General features: G+C 74.7%; 19 protein-coding genes. 6 read left to right on the plus strand and 13 right to left on the minus strand.

The genetic code is table 11. From position 1 onward, the window contains the following. Window positions 1-3: 3 nt before the first annotated feature. The 5 genes from HHL19_RS13840 to zapE all read right to left on the minus strand — a co-directional run bounded on the left by HHL19_RS13840 (window position 4) and on the right by zapE (window position 4,960). Window positions 4-900 carry a polysaccharide deacetylase family protein gene (locus tag HHL19_RS13840; protein ID WP_346768336.1) on the minus strand — a complete coding sequence of 299 codons (897 nt, stop codon included), beginning with the start codon at window positions 898-900 and terminating at the stop codon, window positions 4-6. A 71-nt stretch (window positions 901-971) separates the two neighbouring features. Next, complete coding sequence (locus HHL19_RS13845) at window positions 972-1,820, minus strand: PPK2 family polyphosphate kinase (protein ID WP_206325015.1); 849 nt, start codon at window positions 1,818-1,820, stop codon at window positions 972-974. 95 nt (window positions 1,821-1,915) lie between these two features. Continuing rightward, window positions 1,916-3,280 (minus strand): alkaline phosphatase PhoX, encoded by a 1,365-nt coding sequence (locus tag HHL19_RS13850; RefSeq protein ID WP_169089244.1) that lies wholly within the window; start codon window positions 3,278-3,280, stop codon window positions 1,916-1,918. A gap of 135 nt (window positions 3,281-3,415) precedes the next feature. After that, entirely contained in the window at window positions 3,416-3,841 is a 426-nt protein-coding gene (locus HHL19_RS13855) for an OsmC family protein (RefSeq protein WP_169089246.1), read from the minus strand. Between the two features lie 33 nt (window positions 3,842-3,874). Beyond that, window positions 3,875-4,960, minus strand: coding sequence for a cell division protein ZapE (gene zapE, locus HHL19_RS13860; protein ID WP_169089248.1), 1,086 nt, complete (start codon window positions 4,958-4,960; stop codon window positions 3,875-3,877). 36 nt (window positions 4,961-4,996) lie between these two features. Here zapE and HHL19_RS13865 point away from each other — a divergent pair, with 36 nt between their 5' ends. From HHL19_RS13865 to HHL19_RS13890, 6 genes are all read left to right on the plus strand, one after another. Next, window positions 4,997-5,776, plus strand: a complete 780-nt coding sequence (locus HHL19_RS13865) for a pyrimidine reductase family protein (protein ID WP_169089250.1) — start codon at window positions 4,997-4,999, stop codon at window positions 5,774-5,776. A gap of 106 nt (window positions 5,777-5,882) precedes the next feature. Then, window positions 5,883-6,353 carry an indole-3-glycerol phosphate synthase gene (locus HHL19_RS13870; RefSeq protein WP_169089252.1) on the plus strand — a complete coding sequence of 157 codons (471 nt, stop codon included), beginning with the start codon at window positions 5,883-5,885 and terminating at the stop codon, window positions 6,351-6,353. Window positions 6,354-6,476: 123 nt separating this feature from the next. Further along, window positions 6,477-7,874: a UDP-N-acetylmuramate--L-alanine ligase gene (gene murC / locus HHL19_RS13875; RefSeq protein WP_169089254.1), complete on the plus strand. Its 1,398-nt coding sequence runs from the start codon at window positions 6,477-6,479 to the stop codon at window positions 7,872-7,874. Window positions 7,875-7,889: 15 nt separating this feature from the next. Further along, the gene (gene msrB / locus HHL19_RS13880) at window positions 7,890-8,297 is read left to right on the plus strand and encodes a peptide-methionine (R)-S-oxide reductase MsrB (RefSeq protein WP_169089256.1); all 408 of its coding nucleotides are present in this window, start codon (window positions 7,890-7,892) and stop codon (window positions 8,295-8,297) included. A gap of 75 nt (window positions 8,298-8,372) precedes the next feature. After that, entirely contained in the window at window positions 8,373-9,887 is a 1,515-nt protein-coding gene (locus tag HHL19_RS13885) for a hypothetical protein (RefSeq protein ID WP_206324984.1), read from the plus strand. Then, the gene (locus tag HHL19_RS13890) at window positions 9,884-10,225 is read left to right on the plus strand and encodes a hypothetical protein (protein WP_169089258.1); all 342 of its coding nucleotides are present in this window, start codon (window positions 9,884-9,886) and stop codon (window positions 10,223-10,225) included. Before HHL19_RS13885 ends, HHL19_RS13890 begins: the two co-directional genes overlap by 4 nt. Window positions 10,226-10,273: 48 nt before the next feature. Here HHL19_RS13890 and HHL19_RS13895 read toward each other — a convergent pair whose 3' ends face one another. From HHL19_RS13895 to HHL19_RS13930, 8 genes are all read right to left on the minus strand, one after another. After that, window positions 10,274-11,611: a protein kinase gene (locus HHL19_RS13895; protein WP_169089260.1), complete on the minus strand. Its 1,338-nt coding sequence runs from the start codon at window positions 11,609-11,611 to the stop codon at window positions 10,274-10,276. Next, window positions 11,608-12,666: a PP2C family serine/threonine-protein phosphatase gene (locus tag HHL19_RS13900; protein WP_346768337.1), complete on the minus strand. Its 1,059-nt coding sequence runs from the start codon at window positions 12,664-12,666 to the stop codon at window positions 11,608-11,610. The genes HHL19_RS13895 and HHL19_RS13900 overlap by 4 nt, the downstream gene beginning before the upstream one ends. Beyond that, window positions 12,663-13,337, minus strand: coding sequence for a VWA domain-containing protein (locus HHL19_RS13905; RefSeq protein WP_169090044.1), 675 nt, complete (start codon window positions 13,335-13,337; stop codon window positions 12,663-12,665). Before HHL19_RS13905 ends, HHL19_RS13900 begins: the two co-directional genes overlap by 4 nt. A 104-nt stretch (window positions 13,338-13,441) precedes the next feature. Then, window positions 13,442-13,636: a hypothetical protein gene (locus tag HHL19_RS13910; RefSeq protein WP_169089262.1), complete on the minus strand. Its 195-nt coding sequence runs from the start codon at window positions 13,634-13,636 to the stop codon at window positions 13,442-13,444. Continuing rightward, a complete protein-coding gene (locus HHL19_RS13915) occupies window positions 13,633-15,237 on the minus strand; it encodes a hypothetical protein (protein ID WP_169089264.1) in 1,605 nt (534 codons plus the stop codon). Before HHL19_RS13915 ends, HHL19_RS13910 begins: the two co-directional genes overlap by 4 nt. Before the next feature lie 4 nt (window positions 15,238-15,241). Then, a complete protein-coding gene (locus HHL19_RS13920) occupies window positions 15,242-17,728 on the minus strand; it encodes a GTPase-associated protein 1-related protein (protein WP_169089266.1) in 2,487 nt (828 codons plus the stop codon). Beyond that, entirely contained in the window at window positions 17,725-18,975 is a 1,251-nt protein-coding gene (locus tag HHL19_RS13925; RefSeq protein WP_169089268.1) for a zinc ribbon domain-containing protein, read from the minus strand. Before HHL19_RS13925 ends, HHL19_RS13920 begins: the two co-directional genes overlap by 4 nt. 1 nt (window position 18,976) lies before the next feature. Beyond that, complete coding sequence (locus HHL19_RS13930) at window positions 18,977-21,142, minus strand: hypothetical protein (RefSeq protein WP_169089270.1); 2,166 nt, start codon at window positions 21,140-21,142, stop codon at window positions 18,977-18,979. Window positions 21,143-21,383: the final 241 nt, after the last annotated feature.

The following is a 21,383-nucleotide window of genomic DNA, read 5'->3' on the forward strand; positions in this document are numbered from 1 at the left end:
CCGTCAGCCTTCCCGCATCAGCTCCGACACCTTCACGAAGCGGTAGCCGCGTGCCCGGAGTTCGGGGACCACGCGGCGCATGGCCCGCTCGGTGGCCGGGGCGGCGCTGCGGGTGCAGTGCAGGACGACCACGGAGCCCGGGCGGACGCCGGAGAGGACCTGCTCGGCCACCGCGTCGGGGTCCTTCGCGAAGGCGTCGCCGCCGACCACGTCCCACTGCACGGCGGTGACCCGGGCGGGGGCGAGGGCGTGCAGCGCGGCGTCGTCGTAGCAGCCGCCGGGGAAGCGGAAGTACGGCACGACGTTGACGGCCCCGGCGTTCCGGAAGGAGTCGAAGGCGCGCTTCACGTCGGCCGCCATGTCCGGCTCGGCGACCGCCGGCAGGCCGTAGCAGGGCTCGGCGAAGGCGTAGTGGCTGTAGGAGTGGTTGGCGATCTCGAAGCGGGGGTCGGTGCCGATCGAGCGGGCCTGGTCGGGGTACTCCTCCGCCCAGCGGCCCGTCATGAAGATCGTGGCGTCCACCTTCAGGCGGCGCAGCGTGGCGATGAGCTCCGGGTTGTCGAAGCGTTCGCCGCGCGCCGCCCGTGGGCCCTGGTCGGCGGTCATGTCGGCGTCGAAGGTGAGCGCGACGACCTTCTCGGCGCTCCGGCCGGTCCGCCGTTCGTACACGGGGGTACGGCCCTGGGGGCCGGCCGCCAGGGTGGGCGGCGCGGCGGGCCGCGCGGCGGGCGAGGGCTTCGCGGCGGGTGCGGGCTTCGCGCCCGGCGCGGCGGTCGGCTTCGTGGGGGAGGCGGCCGCGGTCGTCGGACCCGCCGCGGGGGTGTCGGCGCCCCCGCCGCAGCCGACCAGAACGGCGCCCAGCACACCGAGCGCCGCCACTTTACGTACAGAAATGGTCACGAACGGAAGCTATCCGATCGGACTCGGAGGTCCGTCGTCACACCCCCGGAAGGGCGCCCTCCCGTCACCCGTCAGGTCGCGAGCAGGCGCCTCCGGCACCCCGCCACGTCGAAGCCGGCCCGCGGATAGCGCGGGTCCAGCGCCTCCAGGTGCTCCAGGAGCAGCGTGCTCACCGCCCAGTTCCGGTACCACTTCCGGTCCGCCGGGACCACGTACCAGGGAGCCTCCGGCGACGAGCAGCGCTCCAGGGCCAGCTCGTACGCCTCCTGGTAGGCGGGCCAGCGGGTCCGCTCCTCGATGTCGGCCGGGTCGAACTTCCAGTGCTTCTCCGGGTTGTCCAGGCGCTCCAGGAGCCGCGCGCGCTGCTCCTCGTACGAGAGGTGCAGGAAGACCTTCACGAGCGTCACCCCGTCCTCGGCGAGCGCCCGCTCGAAGCGGTCGATCTCCTCGTAGCGCCGCTCCACCTCCGCGCGCGGGACCAGTTCCCTGACCCGGGCGATGAGCACGTCCTCGTAGTGGGAGCGGTCGAAGATGCCGATCTCGCCGGGCCGCGGCAGCGCCCGGGTGACCCGCCACAGGAACGGGTGGGCGCGCTCCTCCTCGGTGGGCGCCTTGAAGGCCCGGATCCGGCAGCCGGACGGGTTGAAGTGGCCGATGACGTGCTTGACCGTGCCGCCCTTGCCGCTGGTGTCCATGCCCTGGAGGACCAGCAGCAGCCGCCTTCGGTCGCCCGCCGTGCTCGCCGCGTACAGCCGCTCCTGGAGCGCGGCGAGCCGCGGCGCGAGGAGCGCGGTGGCGGCGCGCCCGGCCGTCTTGCCGCCCGGGCCGTCCTCGCCGCCCGGGCCGCCGGGGGTGGCCCGGGTGTCGTACGCGGAGAGGTCCACGCGCTCGCCCGGCGGAAGCCGCAGCGCCGCGCTCAGGGGTACGGCCCGGCCCCCGTCACCGTCCGGTCCGTGCCGGGTCCCGCCGCGCTCCTCCGCCACCGTGCGTCCCTTCCTTCCCGCCGCGCCCGGGGTCAGCGCCACGGGCCGGTGACGGCGAACGTGGTGCCGGGGTCGTAGCAGTTCACGTACATCGTCGAGCAGTCCGGGGAGAAGGTGACGCCCGCGAACTCGCCCCACTCGGGGGCGCCCGGCCCGCCCACGTCCTGCCGGTTCCGCGCCACCGGGTACACCTTGCCCCGCCGGTCCACGCCGAAGACGTGCTGCGCCCCGCCGCCGTCCTCGCAGACCATCAGGCCGCCGGCGGGCGCCAGGCAGATGTTGTCGGGGGACTCGCCGGGGAGACGGACGTCGGTGTCGGGGCCGAAGACGACGGCCAGGGTCAGGCACCGGGCGGCCGGCTCGTACTTCCACACCTGCCCGAAGTGGGTGGCGCCGGAGCCGTCGGAGGCGCGGGCGAAGGAGGAGACGAAGTGGACGGCGCGGCCGCCCCAGTAGCAGCCCTCCAGCTTCTGCGCGTGGGTGATGCCGCCGCGCCCGAAGTCCTGGAAGCGGATGGGCGTCGCGCTCGCCTGCGGGTCCGGCACCGGCACCCACTCCACGGCCTCGAAGACCGTCCCCGCCTCCCGCACCACGGACAGGTCGGGGACGCCGGGCACCCGCAGGGCCTCCAGGGTGCCGCCCGCGCGCAGCGAGCCGGGCCCGCCGTGCGGGCGGTCGGGCAGGAAGCGGTAGAAGAGGCCGAAGGGGTGCTCGAAGGCGTCCTCCGTCTCGTAGACGATCCCGGTGCGCGGGTCGACGGCGACGGCCTCGTGGGCGAAGCGGCCGAGGGCGGTGAGCGGGACGGCGCCGCTGCGGCGCGGGTCGGCCGGGTCGACCTCGAAGACGAAGCCGTGGTCCTTCTCGTACCCCCTCGTCCCGGCCTTGTCCTCGGTCTCCTCGCAGGTCAGCCAGGTGCCCCAGGGGGTGGGGCCGCCCGCGCAGTTGACGGCGGTGCCGGCGATGCCGACGCGCTCGCCGCGGACCCCGCCGTGCGCGTCGAGGTCGAGGACGGTGCAGCCGCCCTTGCCGCCCCGGTCGTAGACCAGTCCGGGGGCGAGTGGGACGGGACGGAGGGCGGAGGGGCGGTTCTCGTGGTTGCGGACGAGCCGGACGCCGCCGCGCGGCCCCGCGAAGGCGCCCATGCCGTCGCAGTGGCCGGGAACCGCCCCCTCGCCGGAGCGGAGCGGCTCGCCCTCGCGGGAGAGGACCCGGTAGGAGAAGCCGGCCGGGAGGTCGAGCAGGCCGGCCGGGTCGGGGAGGAGCGGGCCGTGGCCGCCGCCGCGTGGTGCCGCGGCGGCGGGGGTGCCGGTGAAGAGGTCGGCCAGGGCGCCGGTGAAGGCGATCCCGGCGACGGAGGCGCCGGTGCCGGCCAGGATCTGACGTCGCGTCACTGCCATGAGGGGGGCCTTCCCGCCGAAACAGGTGTGGACCCGCTTCATGTACCACGCAGCGGTGTGCGTGATGCCATGACGCGGGTCCACGGCGCCTCGGATGGCGCAAAGACGACCCTGTGGCCCCGGGGTGACGGGACCTCAGACCAGCTCGGCCTTCAGCGTGATCGTCGTGCCGGCGAGAGCCTGGCTGACCGGGCAGTTCTTCTTGCCCTCCTCGGCGGCCGCCTGGAACTGCTCGGCGTCCAGGCCCGGGACCTCGCCGCGCACGGTGATGTGGACGCTGGTGATGCCCTCGCCCGGCTGGAAGGTGACGTCCGTCCTGGTCTCCAGACGGGTGGGCGGGGTGCCCGCCTTGTCCAGGACGTTCGAGAAGGCCATCGAGTAGCAGGAGGACTGCGCGGCGGCGATCAGCTCCTCGGGACTGGTCTTGCCGTTCGGCTCCTCGGTGCGGGCCGGCCAGGAGACGTCGTACGAACCGAGGCCGGAGGAGTCGAAGGTGACGACGCCGGAGCCCTTGAAGAGGTTGCCCTGCCAGACGGTGTGGGCGTGACGGACGGAGGCCATGATGGATCCCTTCCTATCGGATAGGGCCCCAACCTACTGCGCCACGAGCCCCTTCGCGTCCCTCGCCAGTGCGGTGAGCCGGGAGATGGCGCGGAAGTACTTCTTCTTGTAGCCGCCGTTCAGCATCTCGTCACTGAACAGCCGGTCGAAGGGGAGGCCGGAGGCGAGCACCGGTATCTCGCGGTCGTAGAGGCGGTCGGCGAGGACGACGAGCCGCAGCGCGGTCGACTGGTCGGGGATCGGGCCGACGTCGGTGAGGCAGACCGCCGTCAGGTCGTCGGTGAGGGCTCCGTACCGGCTCGGGTGAACCCTGGCCAGGTGTTCGAGCAGGTGCGGGAAGTCGTCGAGGGAGGCGCCCGGGGTCCGGTACGCGGTCTCCGTGACGACCTGGTCGGAGTGGGGCGCGGGGGCCTCGGGCAGGCCCCGGTGGCGGTAGTCCTCGCCGTCGATCCGCAGCGGCCTGAAGTGCGCGGAGAGGCCCTGGATCTCGCGGAGGAAGTCGGCGGCGGCGAAGCGGCCCTCGCCGAGCTTGCCCGGGAGCGTGTTGGAGGTGGCGGCGAGCGCCACGCCGGCCTCGACCAGCTTGCCGAGGAGGCTGGAGACGAGGACGGTGTCGCCCGGGTCGTCCAGCTCGAACTCGTCGATGCACAGGAGGCGGTGCCCGCTCAGCGTCTGCACCGTCTTCTGGAAGCCGAGCGCGCCGACCAGGTTCGTCAGCTCCACGAAGGTGCCGAAGGCCTTCAGCGAGGGCTCGGCGGGGGTGGCGTGCCAGAGGGAGGCGAGCAGGTGGGTCTTGCCGACGCCGTAGCCGCCGTCGAGGTAGACGCCGCGCGGGCCGGCCGGGGCGGCGGGCTTGCGGGCGAACCAGCGGCGGCGGCCCGCGCCGGTCGCGTGCGCCCCGCCGAGGGTCTCGGCGAAGCCGGAGAGCGCCTTGACGGCCTCGCACTGGCTCGGCTGGTTCGGGTCCGGGAGGTAGGTGTCGAAGCGCACCGAATCGAAGCGCGGCGGCGGGACCATCTCCGCGACCAGCCGGTCTGCGGGGACGTGGGGCTCTCGGGAGCACAGCGAGAGCGGGGTCGCCGCTGCGGGGGCGGCTTCGTTCAGGGCACGGGTCGACACAGTTCTCCACTGTAAGCGCCGTGTCAGACTGCGAGAATGCGACGCCTGTTTCCTGTGACGGACATGACAGCCCCGAACCCCCAGGTCAACGCGGTGGACCGCGAGTGGTCCCTCGACGAGCTGGCCGACGCCTATGCCTATCCGGCGGAGGCCGAGACCTGGCTGCGGGCCAACATGGTCTCCTCGCTCGACGGCGCCGGACAGCACGAAGGGCGCTCGCAGCCGCTCTCCTCCGACACCGACATGCGGATCTTCGGCACCCTCCGCGGGCTCGCGGACGTGGTCGTCGTGGGTGCGGAAACGGTACGCCAGGAGGGGTACCGGCCCGCCCGCGCCCGGGAGGCCTTCGCCGCGCGCCGGGCCGCCGCGGGCCAGGGCCCGGCCCCCGTCATCGCGGTCGTCACCGCCTCGCTCGACCTGGATCTCTCCCTTCCGCTTTTCGCCGCCCCGCTGGTCCCGACCCTGATCCTGACCGGCGCCGGGGCGCCCGCCGAGCGGATCGCCGCGGCGCGGGGCGCCGGGGTCGAGGTGCTCCTCGCCGGGGAAGGGGCCGCCGTCGACCCGGCCCGCGCGGTCGCGCTGCTCGCCGAGCGCGGGCTGCGGCGGCAGCTCACCGAGGGCGGGCCCCGCCTGCTCGGCCAGTTCACCGCCGCCGAGGTGCTCGACGAGCTGTGCCTGACGGTCTCCCCGACGATGACAGCGGGTGATGCCCAGCGGATCGCTCACGGGCCTTCGCTCGCGCGTCCGACACGCTTTGGGCTGGCTTCTCTGCTGGAGCAGGACGGCTTCCTCTTCAGCCGCTACCGTCGGATCTGACAATCGGCGGAATTTGCCGTTCCGCTTAGCGTCTGCTGGGCACAATCACAGTCGCAATCCCCGTGCGGTCACGGGGAAGGATGGTTTCCGCAGAAGGGCTCCTGAGGTGTTCACAAGCGTTCTGATGATCGAGAAGCCCCTGACGTCCGTGGACGTGGAATTCGTCACCACCCTGCACGGCGACGAGGGCGTGTCCTTCATCGTGCTGATGCAGCCGCGCGGTGATCAGGCCGACGTACTGCTGCGCGCCATCGACGACGTCGCGCTGGGCGAACTCAAGGAGGCGGCCCGGGAGGGGGACGAACCGGAGGGCAAAGCGGCCCGCGAACCGGCCGAGCTGGCCCTGGAGCACTCGCTCCGGGCCCTGAGAGAGGCAGGCTGCGAAGCGGTCGGACAAGTGGTCGAGGACCACCCCCTGAACAAGATGAAGGCGGTCGTCGAGGAAGCCGGGGCGGACGAGGTCATCGTCCTGACCGCCCCCCACTACGTGGAGGAGTTCTTCCACCGGGACTGGGCCTCCCGCGCCCGCCACAAGGTCGGCGTCCCCGTCCTGAAACTCTTCGCACACAGCGAGTGACGGCGGAGTGACGGCGGAGTCACGGCGGCCAGGAGGGCCCGGGAGCGCCGCCTCCCGGGCCCTCCGGCCACAGCCACTAGGCTGGAGCCGACACGTCGTACGCACACCCGGGGAGAGAACCGCATGGCACCCGCCATCCCTGCCGCCATGGAACGGCCGCACTTCATCGGCATCGGCGGTGCCGGAATGTCGGGCATCGCGAAGATCCTCGCCCAGCGCGGCGCCAAGGTCGCCGGCAGCGACGCCAAGGACTCCCCGACCGCCGAGGCCCTGCGCGCCCACGGCGTCACCGTGCACCTCGGCCACGCCGCCGAGCACCTCGCCGACGACGCCTCCGCCGTCGTCGTCTCCAGCGCCATCCGCGCCGACAACCCCGAGCTGGCCCGCGCCGCCGAGCTCGGCATCCCGGTCGTGCACCGCTCCGACGCGCTCGCCTCCCTCATGGACGGCCTCACCGCGATCGCCGTCGCCGGCACCCACGGCAAGACCACCACCACCTCCATGCTGGCCGTCGCCCTCACCGAGCTGGGCCTCGACCCCTCGTACGCCATCGGCGGCGACCTCGCGGGCCCCGGCACCAACGCCCGGCACGGCGTCGGCGAGGTCTTCGTCGCCGAGGCCGACGAGAGCGACCGCAGCTTCCAGAAGTACGACCCCCAGGTCGCGATCGTCCTCAACGTCGAGCTCGACCACCACGCGAACTACGCCTCCATGGACGAGATCTACGAGTCCTTCGAGAAGTTCGCCGCGAAGCTCCGCCCCGGCGGCACCCTCGTCGTCGGCGAGCACGCCGGCGCCCGCGAGCTCGCCGCCCGGGTCGCCGCCGCCGGCCGCGAGGACCTCGCCATCGTCACCGTCGGCGAGGGCGAGGGCTCCGACGCCCACATCCTCAAGATCGTCCCCAACGGGATGAAGAGCGAGGTCACCGTCGCCCTCGACGGCGCCGAGCACACCTTCACCGTCTCCGTCCCCGGCCGCCACTACGCCCACAACGCCGCCGCCGCCCTCGCCGCCGGCGCCCGCGCGGGCCTCGACCCGGCCGCCCTCGCCCAGGCGCTCACCGCCTACACCGGCGTCGGCCGCCGCCTCCAGCTCAAGGGCGAGGCCGCGGGCGTCCAGGTCATCGACTCGTACGCGCACCACCCCACCGAGATGACCGCCGACCTGGAGGCCATGCGCGGCGCCGCCGGCGACTCCCGCCTCCTCGTCGTCTTCCAGCCGCACCTCTTCTCCCGCACCCAGGAACTCGGCAAGGAGATGGGCGACGCGCTCGCCCTCGCCGACGGCTCCGTCGTCCTCGACATCTACCCGGCCCGCGAGGACCCGATCCCCGGCGTCACCAGCGAGCTGATCCTCGACGCCGCCCGCGCCGCCGGCGCCGACGTCACCCCCGTCCACGACAAGACGGCCGTCCCCGACGTGATCGCGGGAATGGCGCGGCCCGGCGACTTCGTTCTGACCATGGGCGCGGGCGACGTCACGGACCTCGGTCCGGCGATCCTGGCCCGCCTGGCGAACTGAGGGAGTGGACGGACGATGGCCTACGAGGTCGAGAAGACGGACGCGGAGTGGCAGGCGCAGCTGACCCCGTCGGAGTACCAGGTGCTCCGGCTGGCCGGCACGGAGCCCGCCTTCCGCGGTGAGTACACGGACACCAAGACGGAGGGCGTCTACTCCTGTCGCGCCTGCGGCGCCGAGCTCTTCACGTCGGGCGAGAAGTTCGAGTCGCACTGCGGCTGGCCGTCCTTCTTCGACCCGAAGGACAGCGAGGCCGTCGAGCTGATCGCGGACACCTCCCACGGGATGATCCGCACCGAGGTCCGCTGCGCCCGCTGCGGCTCCCACCTCGGCCACGTCTTCGAGGGCGAGGGCTACCCGACCCCCACGGACCAGCGCTACTGCATCAACTCGATCTCCCTGACGCTGAAGCCGACGGAGGCCTGAGGCCGACCCCGACGGAAGCCTGACACGGCTCCGCGGTCCCCCTAAGGTGTCCGGTGACGGATCAGGGGGACCGCCATGGCCGGCCGGAACTTAGCTCCGCTTCCCACCTACCGCAAGGACGCGGTGACGAGGAAGCTCTGCGCGCACGTCTATCTCGACGACACCTTCGCCCACGACATGGACGTCGAACTCACCGGCGACCGGCTCACCGCCATAGGGCTGCCCCTCGGGGTCAACCTGGTGGCGCTCGCACGGCACGCGAGGGTCGCCGCCCGGCGGGTCCGGGCCAGGGACCAAACCCTGTCGCTGCTCTTCCTCGCGCTCTGGGTGGGCATCGCGCTCCTCCCCGCAGGACTCGCCGTCGACCCGCTCCTCGGGTGGGCCGGCGCCGCGATCGGGTTCGCCGCCCTCGCCGGCGGCTGGTGGGCCACCCACCACGACCTCGCCGTCTCCTGGCGGGAGGCCCAGCGGGTCTTCCAGGAGGACGCCCGCCCGGAGGAGCAGGCCCCGGCCGTCGAGAGCGACGCCGAGGACCGGCTGCGGGCCCTCGCCCGCACCAACGTCCTGCCGTACACCGCCTCCGCCGGCCACCACGACCCGTTCGTCGGCCACGGCGAGAAGGTCGGGGACGTCGTCTGGCACCCCATCGACGTCTCCCAGCCCGCCGACGACCCCGCCAACCCCGGACGGAAGCTCGCCGTCCGCCCCTTCGACGCGGTCGACCTGCACACCTTCGTCGCCCGCGAGATGGAGAACATATCCGGCCTGGAGGGGCTGCGCGCCAGGAACCGCCTGTACGTCTCCGGCGACCACGTCCCGTACCTCGTCGGCGAACTCCTCGACTCGCGCGTCGGCCGCCCCCGCCCCCAGATCTCCTCCGACCTCGTCCGCACCGGACTGATCAAGCCCGGCGCCGGCACCCGCACCTACCTCAGCCTGGAACGGATCAGCGACGGCGGCCGGGTCGTCGTCTCCGTCCACATGCGCGCGCGGCTCCATCCCCCCAGCCTCTCCTGGGAGTTCATGATCTTCGTGATCCCGCCGCCGGCCGCCCGCTTCTACACCGTCACCACCCTCCCCACCCAGGGCTTCGACCGCTTCAGGATGCTCTTCAGCGGCACCAACTCCATCTGGTGGCGCTGCCTCACCGGCTCCTGGTCACGCGCCGCCCGCCGCTCCTCCCTGCGCCGCACCCGCGAACGGGCCCTGCGGCGCGACCGCCGCGACATCACCCGCCGCAACACCCTGTACGACCACGGCGCGACCGACAGCATCCGCGAACGCGTCTCGGACGCCGAGCAGATGCTCTTCAGCGACTCCGCCGACGCCCAGGACTACCTCCAGCGCCTCCAGGGCGGCATCCTCATCGCCACCGAACGGTTCCTGAAGGACCATCACATCGACAGCGCGTCCTTCGACACGACGAAGCAGATCATCAACTCGAACCCGACGTACAACTTCAACGGGATCGTCCAGGGCAACGCCTTCGGGCACCAGAACGTCGTCCAGAACACTCCCGGCCAGCCCGGGGCCGGCGGCGCACAGCCCGGCCCCGGCGGCCAGTGGGCACAAGGAAAGGGGACCCCGTGAGCACCTTCAACTTCAACAACAGCCAGGTGAGCGGCAACGCCTTCGGCGAGAGGAACGAGGTCACCAACCACTTCCACCAGGCCGGGGCCGACGGGACGGTCACCGCCCGCGCGCTCGCCGAGCAGCTGGTGACCCTGCTGCGCGAGCAGCCCGCCGCCACCACCGCGGTCGTCCGGGCGGAGACGGTACGGGACGAACTCGCCGCCGCCGAGCAGGAGAACCGCCCCGCCGACGAGGGCCGGGTCCGGACCGCGCTCGCCGCCGTCGAACCGTACGTCACGGTCGGCAGCGGCGGCATGGCCCTGCTCCAGGGGATCCTGGCGTTCTTCGGCGGCTGACGCGGCCGGAGGGGGCGGCGAGGCCGGGGCGGCCGAGGTCGCCCCGGGTCAGCGGGCGCGGACCTCGGCCCGGGCGCCGTCGGCCAGTTCGAGGGCGAGACCGGCGCGCAGCGGCACCGTCTGGCCCGGCACGATCCGCTGGCTGGTGCCGTCCGAGCGGGTGCCGGTCCACGCCTCCGCCGAGCGGTTGGCGAGCCCGTACCGGCCCGGCTTCTGCGGGTGCTCGATCAGCTCGGCGACGAGGCTGCCGTCCGAGTAGTCGTGCCGGGTCGGCTCGGCCGCCAGGTGGTGGCGGTGGATCCGGGCCGCCCGCCCCAGCATGATGTGCCGCTCCGACCGGGGCGGCGGGGTGGTCACCACGAGCCGGGGCGGCAGCACCAGCGGGGCGCTGTCCTTCCAGCAGACACCGGGCGTCGTCGTGCCCGGCTCGGTCATGTTCGGCCGGCCGCAGTTCGGGCACTCCACGATCGCGTCACGGGCCGCCCGGAGGGCGTCGCGCCACTGGGACTCGCGCACCCGGGCCGAGGGGTCCCGCAGCCCCACGGTGAAGTTCTGCGTGAACAGCTTCTGGAGCGACGGCGGCACCAGCGGCCACAGCACCCGCGCCGTCGTGTGCTCCACCTGGTCCGGGCGGTTGTCCGTGTCGTCCGGGTCGAAGACGAACAGCGGCTGCTCGCCGTACAGTCGGCGCTCCGCGTGCTCGTCGAGACAGCGGATCTTCATCTCCCTGGCCCCCCTGAAGGGGTGGTGGTTCACCAGGAACATGAAGAGCAGCACCGACAGCGAGTGCAGGTCGCTCTGGGTGCCGGGCATGGCCCCCGGGTCGCCGCGCACCAGCTCCGGCGCCATGAAGCCCATGGTGCCGGAGATGCCGCTCCGGTCGCCCTCCACCACCGCGTTGTCGTTGTCGCAGACCAGGACGTCGCCGGTGGCCGGGTCGAAGAAGATGTTGCCCCAGGAGATGTCCCGGTAGGCGATCCCGCGCGAGTGCAGCGCCTGGTAGGCCTCCACCGTGTACAGGCAGGCGGTCAGCAGCTCCCGGAAACTGGTGGTGACCGTCCGCCGGAACAGCTCCGGCAGCCCCCGGAACCGGTCGGGGCGCACGTCCATCAGATAGCCGAAGCGGTCCTGCGCCGCGTCGACGAAGTCGGTCGGCCACAGGAACCGCTCGTCGTCGAAGTCCCGTTCCACCAGGTCCTCGACGACCCGCCGCTGCTGGAGGGTCGCGCTCTCGGGGTAGTACCACTTGAGCGCCTTGGCGGAACCGTCGGGAAGCGTCACCCGGTAGACCTCGCCCTGGCCGCCCTGGCCGAGCAGCCGGTCGACGACGAGCGTCTCCCCGGTGCCGGTCGTCAGCGTGTCCCCGTTGTCGAGCATGCCGCTCATGGTCGTTCGGTCTCCTCGTCGTCGTTCCTCGTGCCGCCGGATGGATCCGATCTTTCGGATGCTGGATCCGGGAGGTTGGATGTTGGATCCAAGACATCGGATGTTGGATCCGGGAGGGTGGGTGCTGGATCCGGGATGTTGGATGTTGGATCCGAAAGATCGGATGTTGGATCCACCCCCGTCCCGGGGCCCCAGGGCCGCGCCGGCTCCGGAGCCCGCGCCCACTCCTCCCGGGGATCGGAGACAGCATCCGATCGGTGGGCCAGCGCCAGCGTGGTGTCGTCGCCGGAGTGCCGGGACGCCGCCTCCAGCCAGCGAGGCACGTCCTTCCGGATCCCGGGCAGCCCGCGCGCGGACAGCCGCTCGTACAGGCCGGCCGTGAACTCGGTGAAGCCCGCGTCCGAGGCGAAGCTCTTCGAGAGGCCGTCGGTGGAGAGGGCGACCAGGCGGGGGGCGCGGGCCGGTTCGGGGAGGGGCTCCCAGTGGACGCGGACGAGGTTCCAGGCCTTGCGGAGGCAGAGGGAGGCGGTCTCGTCGCCGAGTTCGGCGTGTTCGGGGGCGAGCGGGAGGCGTACCCGCCCGTCCGCGTCCACGACGGTGAGGTCGCCGTCGCCGAGCTGCCAGGCGACGAAGAGACCGGGGGCCAGTACGGCTCCGATGAGCGTGGAGCCGTACTGGCGCAGGACCTCCTCGCGGGGCGCGTCCGCGCCCTCGGGGCCGGGCTGGCGGCCCCAGTGGCTCCACACCCGGTCCTGCCAGTCCCGTACGAGCTGCTCGGGCAGCTCGTAGCGGGCGTAGTCGCGCAGCCAGGGCAGCCGGCCGGGGCGGACGAGCGCGCCGAACTCCCGCCCCCTCGCGGCGAAGAGCTCGGCGGCGAACCGCGCCCCGACGTCGCTGCGCGGGTACGAGGCGGAGCCGTGCCCGTCGGCGACGGCGAGGATCACGGGGTCGTTCGCGGTCCCGGTGCCGCCGGTCTCGACCGAATCCTGGTTGAGCTTCTTCCCGAGCCCCATGACGCTCGTGTCGAGGACTTCCCAGATCGGCAGGGCGCTCACCACACGTCGTCGTCGTCGGTGGCGAGCACCGGCGGCGCGTACGGCGCGGCCGGCTTGGTCGGGCCGTCGCCCGAGCCGTTGCCCCCGGCGACGGGCTGCGAGGCGGCCTTCACGGCAGCCGTCGACGCCCAGCGGATCGCGGCGGCCAGCTGCTTGGGGCTGTTGGCGTCCAGCGGCCGGAGCTCCGGGTTGGCCAGGAACTCCTGGAGCACGCCCCGGTCGGCGTCCGCACCGATCGCGATGGCCACCCGGACCGCCTTGCGGCCCCACGGCGTCGCCTCGATGGCCCGGAGCCCGGCCCGCCAGTCGTCGGTCGGCGCCCCGTCGGACACCAGCGCGATCACCGGCTTGAGGGCCCGTTCGGGCATGGGCGGGGTGCGCAGCTCTCCGGCGACCAGGGTCAGCGCCTCGCCGAGGTTGGTGGTGCCGTCGGGCGCCACGTCCTGCCAGGTGAAGTCGTGCACCTTCACCGGGTCCTTGTGGTGCCATCGGGCGGTGGTGGAGAAGGTGATGGTGCGCAGCAGGAGCTGGGCGGCCGGGTTGTCGTCGGCGACCGAGCGCATCTCCGGGATCGCCTCCCGGATCGCGTAGTTGAGCTGGCCGATCTTCTCGCCGGACATCGAGTACGAGGTGTCGAGCAGCCAGATGAAGTGCACCGGGCGGTTCGCCATGGCGCCGCCGGGGAGGTCGGACACGATTCCTCCAGGGAAGTCAGGGAGTCGGAGAGTCGGGGAACGGGTGGTTCGGGGACGGGGGGTGGACAGTGGTGCGAGGGTCAGGGGCCGGTGGCCGTCAGCTCCTCCCAGCGGGCGGGGACGTCCTCGGCGAGCCGGAGGATCGCGTCGAGCAGGCCCGGCGCCCCGTACACCGCGCCGAGGGCCGCCGTCGCGAGGACGAGGACGGTGGCCGCCGTCAGCAGGGCGCGTACGGCCTTCCGGGAGCGGGCGACCCGCGGGGTGACGACGGTCATCGGCCGCGCACCCCCGTTCCGCCGGGGCGGGCGTCGACCAGCGCGTCGACGCGGAGGCCCGAGCGGGCGAGCAGCCACAGGACGGGTTCGGCGGCGCGCCGGCCCTCGGGGTCGAGGGCGCCGGTGCCGGTGGCGGTGAAGGCGCTGACGGACCAGTAGCGGGCGGTCTCGAACTGGTGGGTGAGGTTGCGGACGAGTCCGCCGAGGCCGAGCTGGGTCAGCCAGCCGTCGACCTGCGCCCCGGCGGGCGGCAGGGAGGGGATGCGGTCGAGCACGTCCCGTTTGGTGACGACGACGGCCACGGGCAGTCTTCCTCTCCGTCCGACGAGTGCGGTGAGTTCGCCGCTGAGTCCGTCGAAGGTGTCGACGGGGCCCTGGGCGGCGGGCCGGGCGTCGGCGATGGTGCCGCTGTCGGCCTCGGCGATCCGCTGCCGGACGACCCGGTCGGCGAGGACGTCGACGACGAAGAGGACCCCGTCGGCGTGGGCGAGGTACTGCTGTTCGCGCAGCCGGTCGGCGCCCTGGAGGGCCTCGCCCATCGGGTCGTACAGGTAGAGCAGCCGGCGCCGCCGGCCCTTGCCGACGAGGATCATCCAGGCCCGCTGGTCGCCCTGGGTCTTCAGTGCCCAGTCGTCGTCCCGCAGCCGCTGGTCGAGGAGGGCGCTGTCGTGCCGGTCGGCGTCGGAGGCGTAGTCGAGGGTGAGCGCCCCGCTCGTGGCCCAGGACCGCAGTCCGGCGACGACGGCGGCCATCAGCATCGTCTTGCCGGAGGAGGAGGCGCCGATCAGGGGGACGTGCACCACCCGGGTGGTGGCGAGCGACGGCGGCAGCGGCCGGTCGCAGGCGGGGCACTCGGCGGGGACCAGGGCCCGGCCGGCGAAGAGCGAGGCGGGCAGCCTGGCCCCGCACCGGCAGGCGTGCCGGTAGACGCCGTACCGTCCGGGCCGCAGCTCCCGGTGGACCTCGTTGGTGCACTGGGGGCAGCGGTGGGCGGCCAGCGGCACCGGCCGGTGGCAGCCGGGGTGCGGGCAGACGGCCCTGATGCGGAAGGCCAGCAGCCAGGCCCGCTCGGCCCCGCGCAGCACTCCGACGGCGAGCAGCCAGCCGCTCCACACGGCGGTGACGAGCAGCGCGAAGACGAGCAGCGCCGCGCCGTGCAGGACGGCGACGAGCAGGACGGCGAGGGTGGCGCCGAGCGCGGTGCCGGGGGCCATGAGCAGCAGCCACAGCCGGCTGATCGGGTTGCCGCCGCGCGCGCCCGTGGAGGGCTTGCGCCGCTGGAGGAGGCGGGCGACGACGGTCGCCATCCAGTGGCTGCGCCAGCGGCGCCAGGGCGCCCGGAGCCCGGCACCGAGGACACCGGCCGTGTCGACCCACAACTGCCGTGCCCAGTACGAGGGGTGGGCGGGCTCGGCATCGATGGCGATGACCCGCTGGTCGGAGCGGCCCGCGTCGAAGGGGCCGAGTTCGACCACGGCGGCCCTGGTGGCGGTGGCGAGCAGCTTCCAGAACGCGTTGCCGACGCAGACCACGAGGGCCGTGAGGGCCCACAGCACCACGAGCACGGTGAGGACCAGCTCGGTCAGTCGTCCGCCGTCCATGCCGTCACCTCCCACCCTCGCGCGGCGGCCGGACGTCGCCCCAGCGGGGCTCCTGGGCCCTGTCGGACTTCCGGCCGCCGAGGCGGCGGAAGAGCTGCTTCATCCCGCCGGCGGGCCGGCACCACTCCTCGAAGGCGGCGCGCCGCGAGGGCGCCTGCCGGGCGACGAGTTCGGCCGCCGCCCGGATCTGGTCGTCGGGCAGCCTGCGCACGACGGGCCGCAGCACCTCTTCGAGGAGGCCCGTGCGGGTCAGTTCCCACAGCGGCCCTGCGTGGGCGTGGGAGGACCAGACGACGTAGCAGTCGGCGAGCCGGTGCGGGGCGGCGAGGAAGTCGGTGAGGACGGGGGAGCGGGCCGCCTTGTCGTAGGCGTCGATCAGCGTCGGGTTGTTGCTCAGGGCGAACGCCCGCAGTTCCTCGGCGGACCGCTGGGGCCTGAGGAGCAGTAGGGCCAGGGCGTGCGCGGCCCGTTTCTGGACGGCGGTCCGGGCGTTGTCGGAGAGGCCGAGGACCCGGTGGACGAGGCCGCCGTGGGGGACGCTGGGGTCGCCGTCCGGGTGCTGGAGGGCGTGGACGAGGGCGAGCAGCTTCAGGTCGGCGACGACGGACCGGCCGAGCGCCTCGACGCCCTCGGCGAGAAGCCGTTTGGCGAGCAGCGGGGCGTGGGTGTCGCTCTCGGGTGCCTCGATGGCGGCGGCCACCAGGTCGTTCCAGGTGCCGGCGGCCTGGTGGAGGGCGGCGCCGTCGTCGAGGAGGGCGGCGGCCTCGGCGGCCGTCTGGGTGCGGTCGGGCCAGACGAGGGCCAGCGCGGTGCGCAGCACCATCGGTGTGGGCGGGCCGCCGTCCAGTCCTGCGGCCCGGAGCAGTTCGCGCAGGACCGCCGTCCGGTTCTTCGTGCCGGGCTCGGGGTCCACGGCCGCCGCGCACAGCCGCAGATGCGGCCGGTCTCCCGGCGCGGGGGCGGGCCCGTCGAGAGGCAGCGGTACGGCGCGCAGCGCGCGGGCCACGGCCGTCGGATCGTCGGCGGCCCGGGTGTCGAGGAGGTCGAGGAAGCGGACCCGCAGCGGCTCGGACCCGGCCAGGACGTCCGGTACGTCCCGTACGGAGTCGGGGCCGGCGCCGGCCCGGTCCAGGACCCGCCGGCAGAGCCGCTCGGCGAGCCCCGGCAGCAGGTCCTCGTGCTCGACGCCGAGCGCCCGCGCGGTGGCGAGGAGTCCGCTCACCCGCCGCAGCGGGGTGGTGGGGGTGGCGATCCCGGCCCGGACGGGTTCGCCGAGTTCGCCGGTGAGCCGGGTGCGGTACGGCTCCGGGAGCGCGCCCGGCGGCAGCGGCGGGGGCGTGGCGGCCCGGTCGTGGACGGCGGCGGCGACGAGCCGGGCGGTGACCGGGGCGGTGACGGCGAGCGGGACGGTGCCGCGGAAGGCGGCGAGCAGCGCGCCGAGGGCGTCGGGGGCGAGCGCGCCGGGCCGGCCCTCCTCGCAGACGGCCCGCAGGAAGGCCTCCAGGCTGGTCTCGTCCAGGGCGCGGGGGTGGGCGGCGGCCCACCGGGCGGCCTCCGGGACCGCGCCGGCCGGGACGGGCACGCCGGCGGCGAGGGCGAGCGCGGCGAGCGGCCCGGCGGCGAAGGGCCCGGCGTCCGGCAGGTCCCGGGCCGACGCGAAGAGCGCGCTCGCCCCGGCGGCCCAGACGGCGGCGGCGGTCAGCGCCCACACGTCGTCGGTGGCGGGCGGCGCGGCGCGCCGGTCGGAGCGGTCGTGGACGGCGTACCGGTGGGGCTGCCCGGTGACGGCCCGCGCGTCCTCGGGGCGGACCCCGACGACCTGGTGGCGGGCGTGCTGGGGCCGCCGCGTGTACGTGGTGAAGGTGAGGTTCCTGGCCACGTCCCGGGGGAGCGCGGCGCAGGCGACGATCAGCCAGTGGGCGACGTCCCGGGTGTCCTGCTCGGCGATGACCACCTGCGGGGCCTGCGGGTCCTCGGCGAGGCGCCGCAGGTCGGCGAGGAGGGCGGCGAGCCGCGGCCCGGCGTCGGCGGCGAACGCGGCGAGGGTGGCCCCGAGGCTGCGGGGCAGGCCCGGGGTGAGCCGCTCCAGGGGCGGCGGCGCGCCGCCCTCGGGCGAGCGGTCCGCCCACTCGGCGGCGCCCCACAGCGCGATCGGCAGCCGGTCGCCGGGGAGCGGTTCGCCCGCGGGCACGAGCAGCGCGTGGGCGTGGAAGTTGCCCCAGCGGCCGCTGTAGTCGGCGCCGGTGTAGACGGTACGGCTCAGCAGTCCGCTGCCGTCGGACAGCCGGGTGAAGCCGAACATCTCGGGGAACGCGCCGAGTTCGTCCTCGGTCGGGCGGGCGGGGGCGTCCCGGGGCGGCTCGTAGCCGACGAGCTGTTCGGCCTCGCGCAGCACGGCGTGCGGCACGCCGGGGCTGACGGCGGTGAAGCGGAAGCCGGAGCCGTCGGGTCCCGGCGGCGCCGAGGTGTAGTGCATCTGGAGGAGGCTCATGCGACCGGCACCCCCCTGCCGTTCTCCCGCGGCGGCTTGGCGACGGGCACGAGGCCGCGCCGGGCGAGCAGCCAGAGCAGCGGGTCCTCGACGCGCACCGGCTGCGGGCCGGTGGCGGGCGCGTCGGCGGGGGAGTCGTCGGGCGGCGGCGCGCCGAGCGCGGAGATCCCGAAGAGCGACACCTCGGAGAAGTCCCGTTCGAGCTGCCGCCACAGGGAGCCGGAGCCCCAGCCCTCCAGGAGCGAGCGGGTCTCCTCGTGGACGGCGAGCCGGTCGGCCGGGTCGTAACGGCCCCCGGTGTGCGGGGCGTTGCCGAGCAGCGGCGAGTGCGGGTCGAGCAGGCCGCGCACGGTGTCGGTCTTGGTGACGGCGACGGCGAGCGGGGTGTCGACCCGGCCCCGGGAGCCGGCCCGGCCGTGCGAGCGGAGCTGGGTGGCGAGTTCGGCGGCGATCTGGAGGGCGGGCGTGTCCCGGGCGGGCACCGGCCCGCCGCGGTCGCCGACGGTGTCGCGGACGGCACCGAGCTGGAGCGGGTCGACGAGCAGCACGATCCCGTCGGCGGCGCCCAGGTACTGGGTGTAGAGGTTCATCGCCTCGGCCGACTTGAGGTCCTCGCCGGCCGCGTCGAAGAAGACGAGGGCGGTGTGCCGGCTGCCGTCGCGGCCGAAGCCCTTGCGGGGGAGGCTCAGCCGGTACAGCAGCGGGTCGTTGAAGCCGGCGGCGGAGGGGATGGTGGCGTCCGGCAGCCGCATCCGGTCGTACAGGTCCTCGGCCATCTCGCGGTCGCGCCGCTGGCTCTCGTCGCCCATGGCGGCGAGCGCCGCGCCGTACGCGTGCCCGACGCGGTGCCGCAGTTCGTTGACGAGCACGGACACGTAGGTGCTCTTGCCGGAGGCCTTGGCGCCGACGAGGGCGATGATCCGGCTGTCCTGCTCGCAGTAGTCGCTGGGCAGGTCGCTGTGGCAGTTGGCGCAGACCCGGACGGGGGTGGGCACCCCGCAGTGCGGGCACTCGGCGCGCGGCCCGGGCGCGCGCAGCCCGCCGAGGCCGCGCGACGGGCTGAAGACGGGGCCCCGCATGTACGCGGCGGGGGCGCGGGTCGAGCCGGTGAAGCCCGCCCACACGTCGTCCCGTTCGGGGTCGCAGGGCGTGCCGCCGCGCAGCCCGGTCCGCGCCATCAGGCAGCGGTAGGGCAGCCGTGCGGCCTGTGTGCGGTGAAAGCAGTAGGGGCAGATCACCGTCGTCATGTCAGCGCACCACCAGGGTCGTGAGGGCGGGTTCTTCGAGGCGTACGGCTCCGGCCCCGTCGCCCAGCAGGAACGCGCGGAGCGCGTACGGCGGGCGGGACAGGTCCGGGACCGGCGGGAGTTCGAGGGTCTGGAGCGGGGCGCGGGCGAGCGCCGCGCCGTCGATCCTGAGGAGCACGGTGCCGTCCTCGGCGTGCCGGGGCCGCACGGCGTCCTGGTGGACGAGGACGAGCTCGGGCAGCGGCACGGCCGGGTCGTACCCGTCGACGCTCACCTCGACGGCGTACGGCACCCGTGCCCTGAGCCCGCGCCGCCGCGTCAGCAGCCGGTACCGCACGACGGCCTCCCCGGGCACGTCGACGCCGACGGGCGCGCGGCGGACGGCGACGACGGTCCGGTCGGTACGGCCCCGGGCCCCGGTGCCGGCGGCGCGGCCCCCGGTGCCGTCGGCCCCGGTACCAGCCCCGGCCCCGGTCTGGACTCCGGTCTGGGCTCCGGCGTCGCGGCCCCCGCCCCGGGCGTCACCGTCCCCGACGTATCCGTCCCCCGCCTCGGGCACCAGCGGTCGGAGCGTGACGCGTGAGGGTCCGGGTCCGACGGGCAGGCGCAGCCCCTCGCGGACGTACGCGCTGCGGCTGATCCGGAGGTCGCCGCCGGGCCAGGCGGCGGTCACGGCGCCCGCCCCGGACGGCCAGTCGAAGAGGAGCCGCACCTGCCCGCCGGGCTCCCGCGCGGCCCGGGGCGCGCCGACCGGTCCGGGCACGTCGAGCCGTACGCCGGGCCCGGCGAGCGCCCGCTCCCCGAGGACGGTGACGGCGCTGACGAGCCCGGTGAAGGCGGTGTCCGGCACGGTGTGGCCGGGCGCGCCGTAGCGGGCCCAGGGCAGCGGGGCGGGCAGCGCGTCGGTGCGCAGTTCGGTGCCGGGCGCGGGCGCGGCCCCCTCGGGCCAGACCACGAGCCGTACCTCGGCGCCCTCCGCGCCCCGCCCGGTGAACCGCACGCCTTCCTCGGGCCCGGCGTCGGCGGTGAGCGCGGTGAGCGGCCGGGGCCAGGGGTGGACGGTGACGGTCCGCCGGACTCCCGGGGCGTCCACGGGTTCGCCGGAGGGGGAGGAGTGACGTGCCGTCAGGAGGAGCTGGTAGACGCCTGGTTCGAGGTCGGTGAAGACGTGTTCCTCGGCGCGGTCGACGGTGTGCCGGAGGGTGGGGGCGTCGGGTCCGGTCAGGGTCAGGACGGTGGCGGTGGCGGTGCGGGGGCGCCGCCACCGGACGGCGATCCGGGCGGGCCCGTCCTCCAGGACGGCCCCCTCGGCGTCGGGCGCGACGAGCAGCGGGTGCGAGACGAGCGGGACGCCGGTCGGCCTGCCGTCCTCCACGGGGAAGGCGGCGTACCGCACGCGGAGTCCCACCGGCGGGTCGGCGTCGACGGCCGTGGACGCGGTGCCGCCGGCGCCGGGTACGGGCGTCGCGCGGTCCGGGCCGGGCGCGTCGCGCAGCACCCGCCAGCGGACGCCGGGCCGGGCGGGCCAGGCGAGCGCCACCCGGCCGCCCTCGACGGGCCGGGCGGTCAGCGGGGCGTCGGCGGTGGCGGGTACGGCTCCGAGCCGGATCAGGCCGCGCACGGCCTCGTCGTCGTCGGCGGCGACGGCGAGGACCCGCAGGTAGCCGGCCTCGGCTCCGGCGGGATCGGCCGGGGCGGCGGTCCCGGCCGCGGCGAGGTCCCGGTCGCAGCGGTCGAGGCGCCGCCGCAGCCGCGCGTCGAGGGAGCCGAGCCACGGGTCGGCGCGCAGGACGTCGGGCCCGAGGGCCGTGACGGCGTGGGCGCAGGCCCGCAGCCGCCGTCGCGACCAGAGCGGGGCGAGGGCCTCGGCGGCGGTCCGCTGCCGGTCGTCGAGGTCGGGGAGGGCGCGGGACGCCTTGGCGAGGAGGGTGAGTTCGGCGGGGTCGAGTCCGAGGCCGGTGGCGCCCTGCCGGGCGAGGGGGAGGAGCTGGTAGAGGAGGACGCGGCGGAGCAGCGCCGGATCCTGCCGCCGTATCGCGGCGAGCAGCCGCAGCACGGGCGCGTGCGCGGGCCGCGCGTCGGCGCGGGCGAGCAGGGCGTCGTCGTCGACGAGCCTCCGCCGGCGGGGCGTGCACAGGGCGACGCCGTCCAGGACGGAGACGAACACGCTGCCGTCGTCCCGCTCCCGAGGATCCGTCAGCGCTTCCCCGGCGTACCGTAACCCCGCCGCACGCTGACCCTCCGCCAGCTTTCCGTATTCGGGTGCGAGCGGTGCGAGGGGTAAGGGACCAAGGGCGCCGGGCAGACCCAGCTCTTCACCGAACCCCCGTCGCATCCCCCGTCCCTCGCGCTCGTGCGGTTCACAAGGGCTTCATCTCAGCAGAAGATACGCCCGCGCGCAGCCCTTT

Source organism: Streptomyces sp. R302 (genome assembly GCF_012927245.1).
Classification (GTDB): domain Bacteria; phylum Actinomycetota; class Actinomycetes; order Streptomycetales; family Streptomycetaceae; genus Streptomyces.